At 71.0% G+C, this 16,357-nt stretch carries 14 protein-coding genes and 2 pseudogenes; 7 read left to right on the forward strand and 9 right to left on the reverse strand.

What is annotated here, in order from left to right:
* Nucleotides 1-816: 816 nt before the first annotated feature.
* Nucleotides 817-1,521: a uracil-DNA glycosylase gene (locus tag ACYVMZ_RS00575; protein WP_461074283.1), complete on the reverse strand. Its 705-nt coding sequence runs from the start codon at nt 1,519-1,521 to the stop codon at nt 817-819.
* Between the two features lie 134 nt (nt 1,522-1,655).
* Between ACYVMZ_RS00575 and ACYVMZ_RS00580 the strand changes: the two genes are divergently transcribed.
* From ACYVMZ_RS00580 to ACYVMZ_RS00595, 4 genes and pseudogenes are all read left to right on the forward strand, one after another.
* On the forward strand, nt 1,656-2,279 hold the full coding sequence (locus ACYVMZ_RS00580; protein WP_461074284.1) for a hypothetical protein: 624 nt from the start codon (nt 1,656-1,658) through the stop codon (nt 2,277-2,279).
* A 259-nt stretch (nt 2,280-2,538) separates the two neighbouring features.
* Nucleotides 2,539-3,009: an RNA-binding S4 domain-containing protein gene (locus ACYVMZ_RS00585; RefSeq protein ID WP_461076259.1), complete on the forward strand. Its 471-nt coding sequence runs from the start codon at nt 2,539-2,541 to the stop codon at nt 3,007-3,009.
* 218 nt (nt 3,010-3,227) lie between these two features.
* Nucleotides 3,228-3,731 (forward strand): annotated as a pseudogene (locus tag ACYVMZ_RS00590) (GNAT family N-acetyltransferase); the annotation flags it as partial.
* A 137-nt stretch (nt 3,732-3,868) separates the two neighbouring features.
* A pseudogene (locus tag ACYVMZ_RS00595) lies at nt 3,869-4,677 on the forward strand (helix-turn-helix domain-containing protein).
* 147 nt (nt 4,678-4,824) lie between these two features.
* Here ACYVMZ_RS00595 and ACYVMZ_RS00600 read toward each other — a convergent pair.
* The 3 genes from ACYVMZ_RS00600 to ACYVMZ_RS00610 all read right to left on the reverse strand — a co-directional run bounded on the left by ACYVMZ_RS00600 (nt 4,825) and on the right by ACYVMZ_RS00610 (nt 7,384).
* Nucleotides 4,825-5,313 carry a DoxX family protein gene (locus ACYVMZ_RS00600; protein WP_461074285.1) on the reverse strand — a complete coding sequence of 163 codons (489 nt, stop codon included), beginning with the start codon at nt 5,311-5,313 and terminating at the stop codon, nt 4,825-4,827.
* A gap of 333 nt (nt 5,314-5,646) precedes the next feature.
* Nucleotides 5,647-6,345, reverse strand: a complete 699-nt coding sequence (locus tag ACYVMZ_RS00605; RefSeq protein ID WP_461074286.1) for a class I SAM-dependent methyltransferase — start codon at nt 6,343-6,345, stop codon at nt 5,647-5,649.
* 124 nt (nt 6,346-6,469) lie between these two features.
* Entirely contained in the window at nt 6,470-7,384 is a 915-nt protein-coding gene (locus ACYVMZ_RS00610; protein WP_461074287.1) for an acyltransferase domain-containing protein, read from the reverse strand.
* An 86-nt stretch (nt 7,385-7,470) separates the two neighbouring features.
* Here ACYVMZ_RS00610 and ACYVMZ_RS00615 point away from each other — a divergent pair, with 86 nt between their 5' ends.
* A complete protein-coding gene (locus ACYVMZ_RS00615; RefSeq protein ID WP_461074288.1) occupies nt 7,471-7,830 on the forward strand; it encodes a DUF6343 family protein in 360 nt (119 codons plus the stop codon).
* A gap of 21 nt (nt 7,831-7,851) precedes the next feature.
* Here the strand turns inward: ACYVMZ_RS00615 and ACYVMZ_RS00620 are convergent, their stop codons facing one another.
* From ACYVMZ_RS00620 to rpsA, 4 genes are all read right to left on the reverse strand, one after another.
* Entirely contained in the window at nt 7,852-8,232 is a 381-nt protein-coding gene (locus ACYVMZ_RS00620) for a tetratricopeptide repeat protein (protein ID WP_461074289.1), read from the reverse strand.
* A 49-nt stretch (nt 8,233-8,281) separates the two neighbouring features.
* Nucleotides 8,282-8,902: a dephospho-CoA kinase gene (gene coaE / locus ACYVMZ_RS00625; protein WP_461074290.1), complete on the reverse strand. Its 621-nt coding sequence runs from the start codon at nt 8,900-8,902 to the stop codon at nt 8,282-8,284.
* Between the two features lie 54 nt (nt 8,903-8,956).
* Nucleotides 8,957-9,895, reverse strand: a complete 939-nt coding sequence (locus ACYVMZ_RS00630) for a PAC2 family protein (RefSeq protein WP_461074291.1) — start codon at nt 9,893-9,895, stop codon at nt 8,957-8,959.
* Between the two features lie 217 nt (nt 9,896-10,112).
* On the reverse strand, nt 10,113-11,606 hold the full coding sequence (gene rpsA / locus ACYVMZ_RS00635; RefSeq protein WP_461074292.1) for a 30S ribosomal protein S1: 1,494 nt from the start codon (nt 11,604-11,606) through the stop codon (nt 10,113-10,115).
* Nucleotides 11,607-11,973: 367 nt separating this feature from the next.
* Between rpsA and ACYVMZ_RS00640 the strand changes: the two genes are divergently transcribed.
* On the forward strand, nt 11,974-12,786 hold the full coding sequence (locus tag ACYVMZ_RS00640; RefSeq protein ID WP_461076261.1) for a class I SAM-dependent methyltransferase: 813 nt from the start codon (nt 11,974-11,976) through the stop codon (nt 12,784-12,786).
* A 74-nt stretch (nt 12,787-12,860) separates the two neighbouring features.
* Entirely contained in the window at nt 12,861-15,368 is a 2,508-nt protein-coding gene (gene hrpB, locus ACYVMZ_RS00645; protein WP_461074293.1) for an ATP-dependent helicase HrpB, read from the forward strand.
* On the opposite strand, the gene ACYVMZ_RS00650 is transcribed toward hrpB, so the two are convergent.
* Nucleotides 15,358-16,347 carry a PorA family protein gene (locus tag ACYVMZ_RS00650; RefSeq protein ID WP_461074294.1) on the reverse strand — a complete coding sequence of 330 codons (990 nt, stop codon included), beginning with the start codon at nt 16,345-16,347 and terminating at the stop codon, nt 15,358-15,360. The genes hrpB and ACYVMZ_RS00650 overlap by 11 nt on opposite strands.
* Nucleotides 16,348-16,357: the final 10 nt, after the last annotated feature.

Raw genomic sequence — 16,357 nt, forward strand, 5'->3', positions numbered from 1 at the left:
GGCACATGAGCCGAACCACGAGAATTGTCACCATCGGCATTGGCTGACCTGCGGCTTCTGTCCGGCGAAGCACGGTGGTTGTCACCGAGTTGGCGCGCTACCTGTCACCAGCAGCGCGCGAAGCAGGGTCGGTGTCACCAGCTTCGGTGCTCCGCCATCTACCTGAGCTGCCCCTGCGGACCCACAGGAATAGCACCGTGTGGTCAGCGATAGTTGATCCAAAGGTGACGGGAAGACCGCCTTCCCACTCAGCTCACGAAGCCTCGTCGCGGGCAGATGCCGGAGCGTGATCCTTGAGGTGGTGTCAAAGGCGGCCAGTCAGTCGCCGAGGATCGCCCCGGCTACGTCTCCTCGGCAGAGTTTAGGCAGCGGTGAAGATCCCTAGGCATGATTCGAGCCAGATCTCCATCGATTGGGATGCCAAAGGCATGGCCGATGGCGGCCACCGCGACCCCCACCCGCTCGCGTAGCAGCTCCAGCGCCCTCCAGACGGACCACGTCGAACTGTCCCCGACCCTGGTAAGGAACTCTCGCACGGCCGCCTGGATCTCTGTTCGGAAGCCCTGGTGGCAACAAGCTTGCCTTGATGACCACTATCGTGCTCCGGCTCACACAACAGCTTTTGCAGCAGGCCCAATTCCGCGTGGTCAGAATTGGGAATCCATCGACCTCACGTACGTGAAATCCACTGGGAGGCCATCGGCGCGGGCGCCCCATTCCGTGAAATACGACTCGGTGATGGCCTCCGCGACGACCGGATGAAGATCCTCCTCCGTCGCACCAGCTTCTTGACGCCCCCACGACGTCACCGGCGCCTCATTTTCCCAGCCCGGCCGCCTCCGCCGCCGTGCGCAGCACCTCACGCAGCATCGCTGGGGTGAGGCGCCCGGTGAAGGTGTTGCGCTGGCTGACGTGGAAGCAGCCGAAGAGATCGAGTCCGTCGAGGTCCACATGGGTGCCGTGGGCGAAGGCGGGGCGGGGGCGCGGCACGGTCCAGCCCGCCTCCCCGAACGCGGGCAGCGCGGCCTGCCAGCCGAAGGCGCCGAGCACGACCACGGCCCGCAGCGTCGGCCGCAGCAGCCGCAGTTCCTGCACGAGCCAGGGCCGGCAGGTGTCCCGTTCCGCAGGGGTGGGCTTGTTGGCGGGCGGGGCGCAGTGCACGGGCGCGGTGACGCGTGCGCCGTACAGTTCCAGGCCGTCGTCGGCGTGCACGGACGTCGGCTGCGAGGCGAGGCCGACGTCGTACAGCGCCTCGTACAGGACGTCCCCGGACCGGTCACCGGTGAACATCCGGCCCGTACGGTTGCCGCCGTGCGCGGCCGGAGCGAGCCCGACGATCAGCAGCCGGGCGTCCGCCGGCCCGAAGCCCGGCACCGGGCGGCCCCAGTACGTCCAGTCCGCGAAGGCGGCGCGCTTGGTACGAGCCACCTCTTCCCGCCAGGCGACCAGCCGCGGGCAGGCCCGGCAGCCCGCGATACGCCGGTCGAGACCGGGGAGACCAGGGACGGCGTTGGCATCCATGGCTTCCACGGTAGGCCGCAGGCACGGCTTCCGGATCTTCTGGGTCTTCCGGATCTGCTGGATCTGCTGGATCTGCTGGATCTGCTGGATCTGCTGGATCTGCTGGATCAGCCCGACTCAACGATGGAGGGAGAATGCCCGGCATGGACGACGCCTTCACGCTCCTGCGACGGGCGACCGACCTGCTCCCTCGGGATGTCCGTACGGACATCGGCGCGTCGGTCGACGACGTGCGTGAGTACCAGCGGCAGCAGGAGTGGGAGTTCGTGCTGGACCTGCTGATGGAGTTCGGGGACGCCCATCCCGTTCCGGAGGCCTTCTGGGCACTTCTCGAGGAGGCGGCGCGTCAGATGAGGTTGGAGTACAGCGCGCAGTGGTGCAGCTGGCGGGCCTGGGAGGTCCGGCACGGCACCGTCCGAGCCAGGCTGAGCCTGTTGAGGACGCAGGAGGACGGACGTCGGACCGCGCTCGCGGGGCAGGGGCAGCTCAGGCCCGCGTGGGACATCGGCCGTCGCACGCCGGGGGGTGAGCTGGAGCTGTACGTCGCGCCGCTGTGGGTGGAGGGTGCGGCCTGGCTGGCGCCGGGCGAGAGCGCGACGGTCCGGCTGGCTCCCCTCAGCCCCGACCGGCGGCGGCATCTGGCGCCCGGTGACGAGGTCACCATGCACGAGGGCCGACCGCCCGTCGGCACGGCGACGATCCTGGAGGTCACACCGCCGACCGTAATCCCCGTACGGTCGGCCGAAGGGGAGGACTAAGGTCGGAGACATGGCTGCTGAGGGCGCGGAGAACGTGGAGCACGAGGAGACGGGCGGGGCCCGGGACACGGCGACCCGGGACACGACGACCGGGCAGACGACGGCCGGGGGCGTGAGGAGCGACGGCGCGAAGACCGGGGCCGAGGGGTCGAAGTCCGACGCCGCACAGGCCGAAGTCGCGCAGACTGGCGCACGGACTGAAGACGTGAAGCCCACGGACTCGAAGACCAAGGACTCCAAGGCCACGGACTCGAAGGCCATGGACTCGAAGGCCATGGATCCGAAGATCGCCGCAGCGGTGGCCGCCGCTGAAGCAGCCGGTCCGCAGAACGGTGAGACCGTCCGCATCGACAGCTGGATCTGGTCCGTACGCCTGCTCAAGACCCGTTCCCTCGCTGCCGCTGCCTGCCGGGGCGGCCACGTCCGGCTGAACGGCGAGCGCGTGAAGCCCGCGCACGCCGTCCGCGTCGGTGACGAGGTGCGGGTGCGGCAGGAGGGCCGGGAGCGGATCCTCGTCGTCACACGGCTGATCCGCAAGCGGGTCGGCGCCCCTGTGGCCGCGCAGTGCTACATCGACAACTCTCCGCCGCCCCCGCCCCGCGAGGCCGTCGCCCCGGCCGGTATCCGCGACCGCGGCGCCGGCCGCCCGACCAAGCGGGACCGCCGCGAACTGGAACGCCTGCGCGGCCTGGCCGGCCCCGGAGGAGGATTCGGCAAACCGAGGCCGTGAGCACGGCTCATCCGCGACCCCACCCTCGTCCGACAGCCGCGCCCTAGTGCCGCATCAGGCAACGTTCGCCCTGTTGTGATGTGAGAGGCGCGCATCCGGCGTGAGCACCGCGCGGCCCTGTCGATGCGCGCCTGCGCCGCGCAGTCACCACCGGTAGACCGCCGTCACAGGCCCCTTTAATCGGTGGCACCATCCGGCGTGCTGTGGAGAATGCGTCCATGCATATCCGAGCCGTGCGCCTGGACGAACTGCCCGCCCTCCAGGACATCGAGAGGGCCGCTGGGCAGTGCTTCCGAGACATCGGCATGCCGGAGATCGCCGAGGATGAGCCGCTCCCGCTCGGTGAGCTCGCCCGCTATCACCACGCCGGGCGGGCCTGGGGCGCGGCCAACGACGCCGACGCCCCGGTCGCCTACCTGATCGCCGACCGCGTCGACGGCAACCTCCACGTCGAGCAGGTCTCAGTGCACCCGGACAGCTCACGCCACGGTGTCGGCCGGTTGCTGCTGGAACATCTGTCGGCCCACGCCAGGAGCGAGGGTGCACCTGCCCTGACCCTCACCACGTTCACCCAGGTCCCGTGGAACGCCCCCTACTACGCACGCTGTGGTTTTCAGCTCATGGACGACAGCAGGCTTACTCCCGGTCTGCGGAAGATCCGCGAGCGCGAGGCGGCCCATGGACTGGACCGGTGGCCGCGGGTCTGCATGCGCCGGGCACTGTTACACCACGGTGCCGTCTGTGCCGGGCGTCCCCGGAGCCGTTGCACACTGCCGCTGCCGAACGGCACGGACAGACGCTGTCCCCGAGACGTGAACGAAGCCGGTTTCGCCCCCTGAGCCTGAACGACCGTCAGGCTGTGCGGGCCGCAGAACGAGTACGCGTCCGCGAGATCGACGACGATGAGGGCAGACGGCTGCTGCGGATCCTCCGCCGCGGCACCGCTCGGTGGTGACCTGGCGGCGGGCCCAGATGGTGCTGCTGTCTGCGCAGGGCCTGCCCGTCGGGAAGATCGCCGAGGCGACCTTCACCAGCGCGGATCGGGTCCGCGATGTGATCCACAACTTCAACGCCGACGGCTTCGACTCCCTATGTCCCCAGTACCGGGGCGGCCGGCCGAAGACCTTCACGCTGCCCGAGCGCCGGGAGATCAACAAGATCGCCAAGTCCCGACCGGCCGAGCACGGCCTGCCGTTGCTCAACCTCCAGCCGCACCCAGGCCGGCAGTGGGCCGAGCGCGGCGGCTGGCACAAGGACCCCGATCGCGAGCCCAGACCCCGACGACGGGCAACCTACACCCGCCCGCACGGGGTCCGGCACCTGTTCGTGCCCTGGACAGGACCGCCGCAACCTCTATCCGCCCGAGGTCCGCCTCGTATCGTGGTCGACAACTTCTCGCCGCACCTGACCACGCGGCGCGACACCCGGGTCGGCGACTGAGCCGAGGCCAACAACGTCGAGATTGCCTGCACCCCGACCGACCAACTCCTCGTGGCTGAACCGCATCGAGGCCCAGTTCACTGCCCTGCGCTACTTCGCCCTCGACGGCACCGACCACACCCGCCACAAGAACAAGGCAGCATCATCCGCCGCTACATCATCTGGGGAAACCGCCACGCTGACGACCAGTGGCTACGAGCCGTGGTCGACAGGGCGAACGTTGCCTGATGCGGCACTAGTCTGGCGGGCGCGCCCTGATCCGGTGGGCCGGGACGGCCACACCCATCACCCGTGATGGAGTCCGCCACGGCGGTGTCCGGGACGGGCCCCTCGGCCCTCCCGGACACCGCCGACGCCGTACTGCACGATCAACGATCACCCGCGTCGGCGCACCAGCCGCAGCAGATCCGCGTTGTGCCCCCGCCGAGCCCAGGCGATGAGGACGAGCGGCACGATCAGGATCAGCGGTGTCGCCGCGTACTGCCCGTCGAAGACGGTGACCTGGACGACGAACGCGCCCACCATCAGCGCGCTCAGCGCCATCGCCGACGCCGACTGCAGCACCGGGACCAACAGGGCCACGGCTCCGGCCAGTTCGAGGGCTCCGATGGTGTACATGCCCGCGCTGCCCCAGCCGATCCTGTCGAAGGACTCGACGGCCGACGCGTGCGCGATCAGCTTGGGCAGGGCACTCGCGATCCCGAAGAACAGGGCGAGCAGCACCTGCAGTCCGCGCAGCGCGATACGGGCACGCCGCCCGCGGGCGGTCGCGGACTCGGTGACGACCGTGCCTGAGGAGACGGTGCCGGACGAAACAGCGGCGGCAGAGGCTACGGATGCGACGCGGGCGGTGGTCTCGGACATGGTGCTCTCCTGTGTGATGCGGTCCGTGATGCGGTCACACAGGTAGACCGGCCCGTGCCGCGGAACTCATCGCTTCCGGGCGGAATTTCGCACCCCGTCTGCTTCCAGGACCCGCCGGACGCTCTCCAGGGATACGGCGTCTCCCTGCTCTCCCCCACCAGCCTCCCGCAGAAGTCCGTCACCACCGCCGCGAGCGGCGGATGCCGCATGAGGATCGCCGCTGCCACCTCCGGGATTGCCGTGCCCTCCCGCGGATTCGCCGCAGGCTCCTCCAGAGACGGCGCAGCCTCCTGCGAGGTCGCCGGGGGTTTCTTCCCCGCCGCACAGGCCCGTTCAGTGCCTCGCGTTCCTCCCGCCCGCCGCCACCGCACGCACCCACACCCCATCTGGCGTCAGATACCGGTCCACCCTCAGCCCCGCCTCCCCGAGCGCCTCCTCGAACTGCTCCTTCGTCAACGGCCGGGCCCGGAACGTCTGTGTCCAGATCGCGTCCGGGAACACGTACTCCGCACGCACCGAGTCGACCCCGTCGCCGACCGGCTCCGCCGACACGATCCGCACGGTGAAGCCTCTGGGATCGACCCGCTCGCGCGGCACGTTCGTGTGATAGTCCTCGCCCTCCCGCTGGATGAGCACGCAGCCGTCCTCCGCCACGTGCCGTGCGCAGGTGCGCAGCATCCCCCGCCGCACCTCGGCATCTCCTACGTGCACCAGGAAGGACGCGAGCAGGACCACGTCGAACGTCTCGCCCAGGTCCAGGTCCTCGATCGGGCTGCATATCGTCCGCGCCCCGCGCACCCGCTCCAGCATCTCGGCGGACTCGTCCACCGCCGTGACCGTGAACCCCCGCTCCAGCAGGGCGTGCGTCATACGCCCCACGCCGCTGCCCAGCTCCAGGATCCGCGCACCCGCCGGCACGGCGGCGGCGATGATGTCCGGCTCGTCTGCGACGGGCAGCCGCGAGTACAGCTCCACCGCACAGCCGTCCGGGGTGATCGCCCCGGGTCCCGTCCCCTCGTACCCCTCACGCATGTTCAGCTCCATGCCCCTCCAACGGACCGTCTCCGCACACCCGTTCCCACCCGACACGGGTTCACCCGACCGAGTGACGAGGAACCCGGCGGGCGGTCAGGAGACCGGCGGAGCGCCCACCGCACTACAGAGGAAACCAGCCGTGCCCCACGTACCAGTGACCGCCCGCCCGCAGGTGGTCCCCCACGGCCCGCTCCACCGAGGTCCGCCTCGGCAGGCTCGCCACCGGCAGGTCCGGGTTCCCGAAGACGAACCGGACCGGTTCGGTGTCGGCCGGTTCCGTCTCCTCGTGGGCGACCCGGAAGCGCTCCTGGAAGCGGACGATGTTGGAGCCGGCGGGCAGATACCGCTTCAGCTGCGGGTCGAGGAGCCAGGAGTGGCACGCCGCGACCCGGTACGGCTCCTGCGGGAAGTGCCGGGCGAAGAACGCGCGGGCCAGCGTCAGCGAACGGTCGCAGGCGGCCGGTGACAGGGGCCCGCGGAAGTCGGGTATGTGCAGGTTCAGGCACGGCGCACCCGGGGTCACGTCCAGTCCGGCCGCCGCGACCGCCCGCCCCGTGCGCCGCCCGAGCCGCGCCCGCTCGAACTGCAGCCGGCCCAGCTGGTAGAGCTCCCCGCGGAAGTGGTGCGTGAGCCACTGCGGGGCCTGTACTCCGCCCGTGCCGTGCCGCCGCCGGTGGCCGGCCATGTTCCGTCCGAGGTCGGCGAGGGTGCGCCGGGTGACGTCGGCCGGGATGCCGCGCTCGCGGTGGTACGCGCGCGTGTGCGGCAGCGCCGCGACGAACACGTACGCGGGGAAGTAGGGGCCGAGCGGCGCCGGGGCCTCGGCGAGGAGGTTCCCGAACGGCGCGTCGCCGCCGGTCTTCCCGCCGATCTCCCCGATGTCCCGCACCAGCTCGTCGACGCACTCCCGCAGCAGTCGCATGGCCCCGGCGTCCGCGACGAGCGTCCGCCGCAGGGCGACCAGGTCGTTGATGTCCTCGTGGGGTACCGCGAGGTCCAGCAGCACTTCGGGTAATTCGTCGGCGTCCGGCAGCATGGCTTGTTCCCCCTCCTGTGCGTGTCCGCGCCCTTTGGTGAACGTGCGCATCGAAGAGTACGTTTCAAACAGGAGTGGTGATCCCGATGCGTACGGGCAGTGAGCCGAGGACCGCGCGCAGTGCGCTGCGCACGCGGTTCTGGCTGAGCGTGTGGGGGCTCGTCTGGGCGGTCTTCGGAACGGTCGCCTTCGCGCTTGCCGGCCGGCCCGGCTGGGCCGCCGCCTGCGGGGTGCTGTGGCTGGTCGTCACGATCGACATGGCCGTGATCCTCAGGCACATCCGCCAGGGCCCGCACTACCAGCCGGGCCGCGACGTCCCGCCGTACCGGCCGGTGGACGAGCGCAGCGCGCCGCCTCACCGTCCGCGGCGCAGCGACGTACCGCTGTACCGCCCGCCGGGCAGCGACGTACCGCCGCCACCGGGACCACCGGAGGACCGCCCCTGAGCCTGTCGTGCGGGCGCGCGCTCACGCGTCGAACCGCGCCGCCTCCAGATACTGGGGGTTCGGATCCAGCGCGGCCGCCAGGCGGAAGTGGCGCCTGGCCTGGGCGGGGCGTCCCTGGCGCTGGTAGGTGCGGGCGAGCGCGAAGTGCGCGAACGCGTTGTCCGGCTCGCGCTCCAGGACGATGGAGAACTCCAGCTCGGCGGGCCGCAGTTGCGCCGCCGCGAAGAAGGCACGCGCGCGCAGCAGCCGCGCGGCGGTGTTCTCCGGGTGTGCGGCGATGACGCCGTCGAGCAGCTTCACCGCGCCGCGCGGGTCCCGTGCGGCGAGCAGTTGCTCGGCGGCACGGAAGTCGATGACGTGCGTCTCCGGAGTACGTCCGGTCGGTCCGCTGGTCTCGGGCACGGCACAGTCCTTCCCTCGCTGGGGGCGTTCAACGCCCCGCAACAGGCGGCTATTCCTGTGGCGGCGGAGGCGAGGCATGGGCTCGGCGGACGAGCTCGGCCCACACCTCCTTGACGCGGCGCTCCAGCTCGTCCAGGGGTACGTCGTTGTCGATGACGATGTCGGCGATCTCCCGGCGCTGCTCGCGCGTCGCCTGCGCGGCCATCCGTGCCCGGGCGTCCTCCTCGGTCATGCCGCGCAGCCGTACGAGCCGGTCGAGCTGGGTTTCGGGGCTCGCCTCTACGACGATCACGACGTCGTACAGCGGTGCCAGGCCGTTCTCCGTGAGGAGCGGGACGTCGTGGACGACGACGGCGTCCCCGGCGGCGGCCTGCTCCAGTTCGCGGGAGCGGGCGCCCACCAGGGGGTGCACGATCGAGTTGAGGACGGCGAGTTTCTCCGGGTCGGCGAAGACGATGGAGCCGAGCTTGGGCCGGTCCAGGCTGCCGTCCGGGGCGAGCACGTCCGTGCCGAAGGCCTCGACGACCGCCGCGAGACCGGGGGTCCCGGGCGCGACGACCTCGCGGGCGATGCGGTCCGCGTCGATCAGCACCGCTCCGCACTCGACGAGCAGCCGGGACACCTCGCTCTTGCCGGCGCCGATTCCGCCGGTCAGGCCCACCTTCAGCATGAGCGGAAGCTTAGGCCCTGCCACCGACGGGGCACAGGCCAGGCCTCCCCGGACTCAGTTGTCGCCTTCGCGCTCCGCCAGGAACCGCTCGAACTCGCGCCCGATCTCGTCGGCCGACGGGATCTCCACGGGCTCGGCGAGCATGTTGCCCCGCGTCTCGGCGCCCGCGGCGGCGTCGTACTGGTGCTCCAGGCCCTGGACGAGTGCGGTGAGCTCCTCGTCGCCCTCGCGGATCTGGCGGTCGATCTCGGTCTGGGTGCGGTGGGCGTCGGTGCGCAGGGCGTGCGCGATGCCGGGCAAGACCAGTCCGGTCGCCGCCGTGATGGCCTCCAGGACGGTCAGCGCCGCGTCCGGGTACGGGGAGCGGGCGATGTAGTGCGGCACGTGTGCGGCGAGGCCCAGCACGTCGTGCCCGGCCTGCATGAGGCGGTACTCGACGAGGGACTCGGCGCTGCCGGGCACCTGGGCCTCCTCGAAGGGGCTGCGGTGGCCCGGGACGAGGTCGGTGCGGTTGCCGTGCGGGGTGAGGCCGACGGGACGGGTGTGCGGGACGCCCATCGGGATGCCGTGGAAGTTCACGGACAGGCGGACGCCGAGCCGCTCCACGATCTGCTGTACGGCTGCGGCGAAGCGCTCCCACTCCACGTCCGGCTCGGGGCCGGACAACAGCAGGAAGGGCGCTCCGGTGGTGTCCTGGACGAGCCGCACCTCGATGGCGGGGTCCTCGTACTCGGTCCAGCGATCGTGCTGGAAGGTCAGCAGCGGGCGGCGGGCGCGGTAGTCGACGAGCCGGTCGTGATCGAAGCGGGCGACGACCTGGTGGGGCAGCGAGTCGAGCAGCCGGTCGACGATCTGGTCGCCGGTCTCACCCGCGTCGATGTATCCGTCGAAGTGGTAGAGCATGACAAGGCCGGCCGACTCCTGGGCGAGTGCCATGTCCACCACGGCCAGGCCCTTCGGCTCCCATGCGTACAAACCCTGCGGATCAAGCACAGTGACCGCTCCTCCTTGTGTTCGTACTCCACAACGTGATGCACGGCACGGGCATTCCCGGCCGACGCGATCTTTGTCCGCCGCTGTCCGTGTGCGCCGCTCACCGGAGAAGACCGGGAACGTCCGCCGTTCACCGTAGGAGGCCGGGAACGCGACTGTGGGCCCACCCCTGAAGGGGTGGGCCCACAGTCATCGGCTAGTGCCTAGCGGCGTGCGCTCAGCTCTGGCCGCCGGCCAGCTTCTCGCGCAGCGCGGCCAGCGCCTCGTCCGAGGCCAGCGCGCCGGAGTTGTCCGGGCCCTCGGAGGAGTACGAACCGCCACCGGACGCGGCCGGAGCGGCGGCCTCGCCGCCCTCGGCGGCAGCCTGGGCGTCCGCCTCGCGGGACTTGATGACCTGCGCCTGGTGCTGCTCGAAGCGGGCCTGCGCCTCGGCGTACTGGCGCTCCCACTCCTCGCGCTGCTTCTCGTAACCCGGCAGCCAGTCGTTGGTCTCCGGGTCGAAGCCCTCGGGGTAGATGTAGTTGCCCTGGTCGTCGTAGGACGCGGCCATGCCGTACAGGGTCGGGTCGAACTCGACGACCGACGGGTCGGCGCCGAACGCCTCGTTGGCCTGCTTCAACGAGAGGCTGATGCGACGGCGCTCGAGGTCGATGTCGATGACCTTGACGAAGATCTCGTCGTTGACCTGGACGACCTGCTCCGGGATCTCCACGTGGCGCTCGGCCAGCTCGGAGATGTGGACCAGACCCTCGATGCCCTCGTCCACGCGGACGAACGCACCGAACGGAACCAGCTTCGTGACCTTGCCGGGCACGACCTGGCCGATCTGGTGGGTGCGGGCGAACTGCTGCCACGGGTCTTCCTGGGTCGCCTTCAGCGACAGGGAGACACGCTCGCGGTCCATGTCGACGTCGAGGACCTCGACGGTGACCTCCTGGCCCACCTCGACGACCTCGGACGGGTGGTCGATGTGCTTCCAGGACAGCTCGGAGACGTGAACCAGACCGTCGACGCCACCCAGGTCCACGAAGGCACCGAAGTTGACGATCGAGGAGACGACGCCGGAACGGACCTGACCCTTCTGCAGGGTGGTGAGGAACGTCTGGCGGACCTCGGACTGGGTCTGCTCCAGCCAGGCACGGCGGGACAGGACCACGTTGTTGCGGTTCTTGTCCAGTTCGATGATCTTCGCCTCGAGCTCCTTGCCCACGTAGGGCTGGAGGTCGCGGACGCGGCGCATCTCGACCAGGGAAGCCGGGAGGAAGCCACGGAGGCCGATGTCGAGGATGAGACCACCCTTGACGACCTCGATGACGGTACCGGTGACGATGCCGTCCTCTTCCTTGATCTTCTCGATGGTGCCCCAGGCACGCTCGTACTGGGCGCGCTTCTTCGAGAGGATCAGGCGGCCTTCCTTGTCCTCCTTCTGGAGAACCAGGGCCTCGATCTCGTCACCGACGGCGACGACCTCGTTCGGGTCGACGTCGTGCTTGATCGAGAGCTCGCGGCTCGGGATCACACCTTCGGTCTTGTAACCGATGTCGAGCAGGACCTCGTCCCGGTCGACCTTCACGATGACGCCGTCGACGATGTCGCCGTCGTTGAAGTACTTGATCGTCTCGTCGATCGCTGCGAGGAATGCTTCCTCGTTACCGATGTCGTTGACCGCTACCTGCGGGGTGGAAGCGGTGGTCTCGGTGCTGCTCGTCATGTGGAAAAGGGCTCCGGTACGGACATTGAGTCGTAGGTACTGCTCACGCTGGAGCCCGTTTCGCTCTGCAGAAGCCGGACAGCCAAGGAAGCGCCCCACCAGGAGATCCGGTGATGGCGCCTCGACAACCGAGGGGACATACAACAGATGCGAGCGCAGCCTGCTACGTCTGAGGTGCGCAGGCCCGCAGCGCAACTTGTAGCATACGGGGGCAGCCGGGCAGGGTCAATGCGCGAAGCCGCCCACCCGGGGCGGATCGCCGCATTCCCGGCACAAGTCCTTCCTCCCGAGGTCACGCGGACCCCGCGAAGTCCCTTACAGGGCACGACCGGGACAGGCTGGACGGAAGAGTACGACGAAGGAGCCGATCATCCAAGAGCCCGATGCGCCCGAACCGGAGGCCACCCGCCGTGACGCGGACGTCACGGAAAGCGCCCGGGCCAACCGGGGCTGGTGGGACCGCAACGCGGACGAGTACCAGGTCGAGCACGGCACGTTCCTCGGCGACGACCGCTTCGTGTGGGGCCCCGAGGGTCTGGACGAGGTGGAGGCGGAGCTGCTCGGCCCGCTGGAGGAGCTGAAGGGCAAGGACGTCCTGGAGATCGGCGCCGGCGCGGCCCAGTGCTCGCGCTGGCTGGCCGCCCAGGGTGCCCGCCCGGTCGCCCTTGACATCTCGCACCGGCAGCTCCAGCACGCGCTGCGCATCGGCGGGCCGTTCCCTCTGGTGTGCGCCGACGCGGGCGCGCTGCCCTTCTCGGACGGCTCCTTCGACCTGGCGTGCTCGGCGTACGGGGCGCTGCCCTTCGTCGCCGACCCGCGCCTGGTGCTGCGGGAGGTGCGGCGCGTGCTGCGCCCCGGGGGGCGCTTCGTCTTCTCCGTCACCCACCCGATCCGCTGGGCGTTCCCGGACGAGCCGGGGCCGGAGGGGCTGAGCGTCTCGTCCTCCTACTTCGACCGCACGCCGTACGTCGAGCAGGACGAGGAGGGCCGGGCGGTGTACGTCGAGCACCACAGGACGCTCGGCGACCGCGTCCGGGACATCGTGGCCTCGGGCTTCCGGCTGGTGGACCTGGTGGAGCCGGAGTGGCCGGCCTGGAACACGTCCGAGTGGGGCGGCTGGTCGCCGCTGCGCGGGAGCCTGATCCCGGGGACGGCGATCTTCGTGTGCGAGCGGGATTAGCGGAACCAGCGGTACAGCCGTACCGGGGCACGCGCGCGTGAGGGCTGCTTCGCAGGGCGTACGACACTAGGGGCGTGATCCGTTACGACGCCCTGGACGCCCTGCCCGTACGTCATGCCCTGCCCGGTCTGAACGACGCCCTGGACGCGCACGGGACCGCGGTGCTCGTCGCGCCGCCCGGCACCGGCAAGACGACCCTGGTGCCGCTGGTACTGGCCGGGCTGCTCGGGGAGGGACCGAAGCGGCGCGTGGTCGTCGCCGAGCCGCGGCGGATCGCGGCGCGGGCGGCGGCTCGCCGGATGGCGTGGCTGCTGGGCGAGAAGCCCGGCGAGAGCGTCGGCCACACCGTGCGCGGGGAGCGGGTCGTCGGGCGGCACACGCGCGTGGAGGTCGTCACCACCGGTGTGCTGCTGCAGCGCCTGCAGCGGGATCAGGAGCTGAACGGTGTGGACGTCGTCCTCCTCGACGAGTGCCACGAGCGGCATCTGGACGCGGACACGGCGGCCGCGTTCCTGTGGGACGTACGGGAGGCGCTGCGGCCGGAGCTGCGGCTGGTGGCGGCGTCGGCGACGACCGACGCCGAGGGGTGGGCGCGGCTGCTGGGCGGGGCGCCGGTGGTCGAGGCGCGGGGCGCGTCGCATCCGGTCGAGGTGGTGTGGGCGCCGCCCGCGCGTCCCGTACGGCCGCCGCACGGGATGCGGGTCGATCCGGCGCTGCTGACGCATGTGGCGTCGGTGGTACGGCGGGCCTTGGCCGAGCGGGAAGGCGACGTGCTGTGCTTCCTGCCCGGGGTCGGAGAGATCGCCCGGGTCGCCGGGCAGCTGGGGGATCTGGCCGGCTTCGGGGACGTCGAGGTGCTTCAGGTGCACGGGCGGGCGCCGGCGGCCGTGCAGGACGCGGTGCTGGCTCCCGGGGAGCGGCGCCGGGTGGTGCTGGCGACGTCCGTGGCCGAGTCGTCGCTGACGGTGCCGGGTGTGCGGGTGGTCGTGGACTCGGGGCTCGCCCGGGAGCCGCGGGTGGATCACGCGCGCGGGCTGAGCGCGCTGACGACGGTCCGGGCGTCGCAGGCGGCCGGGCGGCAGCGGGCGGGGCGGGCCGGGCGTGAGGCGCCGGGGGCGGTGTACCGGTGCTGGGCGGAGGCCGAGGACACGCGTCTGCCGCGCTTCCCCTCCCCCGAGATCAAGGTGGCCGACCTGACGGCGTTCGCCCTTCAGGCGGCGTGCTGGGGCGATCCGGACGCGTCCGGGCTGGCGTTGCTGGACGCGCCGCCGGGTGGGGCGATGGCGGCGGCGCGGGCCGTGCTGACGGCCATCGGGGCGGTGGACTCCGTCGGCCGGGCCACGGAGCGGGGTCTGCGGCTGGCTCGGTTGGGGGTGCACCCTCGGCTCGGTCGGGCGCTGCTGGACGCGGGTGCCTCCGGTGGTGTCGCCGAGGTGGTTGCCTTGCTCAGCGAGGAGCCTCCGCGGGAGTACGGGGATGATCTCGCCGGTGCGTTGCGGGCTGCGCGGCGTGGGGGTGATGCCTACTCAGGGCGGTGGCGGGCGGAAGTACGGCGCCTGCGGGCCCTCGCTTCGGAGTTCTCCCACCCGGCCGCCCATGACTCTGCCTCGGAGGACAGGCTCGTCGGGATCGTCGCCGCTCTCGCCTTTCCCGAGCGCGTGGCCAAGGCCGACGGCGGGTCGTATCTCATGGTCTCCGGGACCCGGGCCGAGCTCGGGGAAGGAACGCAGTTGCGTGGTGCTCCCTGGATCGCCGTCGCCGTGGCCGACCGGCCCGTCGGTCGGGGGCACGCGCGTGTGCAGCTCGGCGCGGTCGTCGACGAGGAGGTCGCCCGGCTGGCGGCGGGATCGCTGCTCGAGGTGCGGGACGAGGTGCGCTGGGGCGACGGGGATGTCGTCGCGCGGCGCGTCGTGCGGCTGGGGGCCGTCGAGCTGGCGGTGCGTCCGCTGAAGGACGCCGACCCCGGCCTCGTACGGGCCGCGCTGCTCGAAGGGCTTCGCCGGGAGGGTCTCGGGCTGCTGCGCTGGTCGGCCGAGGCGGAGGTCCTGCGGCAGCGGCTCGCCTTTCTCCATCTCCACCTCGGTGAGCCCTGGCCCGACGTCTCCGACGACGCGCTGCACGCGCGCGCGGAGGAGTGGCTGGAGCCGGAGCTGAGCCGGGCGCGGAAGCGGGGCGACCTGGCCCGCCTCGACGCCGGGGAGGCGCTCGGCCGGCTGCTTCCCTGGGCCTCCGGGGAGGCCGCGCGGCTCGACGAGCTCGCTCCGGAGCGGATCAACGTACCGAGCGGGTCCAGGATCCGGGTCGACTACTCGGACCCGGCGCAGCCCGTCCTCGCGGTGAAGCTGCAGGAGATGTTCGGGCTCCAGGAGTCTCCGGAAGTCGCCGGGGTGCCGCTGCTCGTGCATCTGCTCTCGCCCGCCGGGCGGCCCGCCGCGGTGACCGCCGACCTCGCCTCGTTCTGGAAGGACGGCTACCGGGGCGTTCGGGCCGAGCTGCGCGGCCGGTATCCGAAGCATCCGTGGCCCGAGGACCCGGCGTCCGCCGAGCCGACGCGGCACACCAACGCCCGGCTCAGGCGCTGACCGGGGCCGGTTCCGCGGCCTGCGCGGGGGCGGGGCCGGCGCGGCGGCCGCGGGCCTCCAGGTACAGGGACAGAGCCAGCAGCAGGACGCCCAGGGTGAGGAAGCCCCACGGCAGGTACGACGTCATGAGGAGGATGAGGACGCGCTGGGACTTCACCAGGTCGACGGTGTGCCGGATGTAGTCCTCGCGCATCTTCACGTGGCCCGCGAACGCGGTGACCTTGTCGCGGTCGCCGAGGAGGGTGCCGCCGCGCAGTTCCTCCTTGTGGATCTCCTCGCCGTAGACGGGGGCTCCGGTGAGCGGTTCGACCCAGAACTTGCGGACGGTGGTGTACCAGCGGGTCGTGCCGGTCCGCGCGACCGACTCGGGGGTGAGGCCCTCGACCGGCAGGGCCTTGGGGAACTTCACCTTCGTCCAGGGGATGGTCTGTTCGAAGTAGTAGACCTCCAGGCCGCGGAAGTTCTGGGTGCCCTTGTAGTGGATGGGGGCCGTCACGCGCGCCTGTGCGTCGAAGTACGCGTAGTCCCGTTTCTCGGTGCGGAAGGGCCATTTGAACTCGACGCCCTCCCGTTTCACGGGATCGCCGTCGACCATCTCGCCGGCGGCGTGGACGGGTTCCTGGGTGTGGGCGTCGAAGATGTAACGCTCGGGGATCTTCGACACCATCTTCCCGTCGGGGCCCACGACATAGGACAGGCCGTCCCAGACCACCACATCGCGGTCCGTCGTCTTCTCGACGCGTTCGGAGGCCTCCACGTTGCCCCTGAGGGTCTGCACGATGGTGACCTCGGGTACCTTCCTGGCCCGCATCGTGCCGTAGTCGAGGAGGGTGGCGTCCTTCGCCTCCAGGACCATGTCCTGGTACTGGTGCGCCGGGACCTTGACCAGGCGCGGGTAGGCGTACCAGCGCAGCAGCGGGGACAGCGCCGTGCAGAACACGGCGAGGGCGAGCAGGACCAGGCTGGCCTTGCGGCGCATGGCGGCCTCC

It is taken from the genome of Streptomyces deserti, from assembly GCF_054782695.1.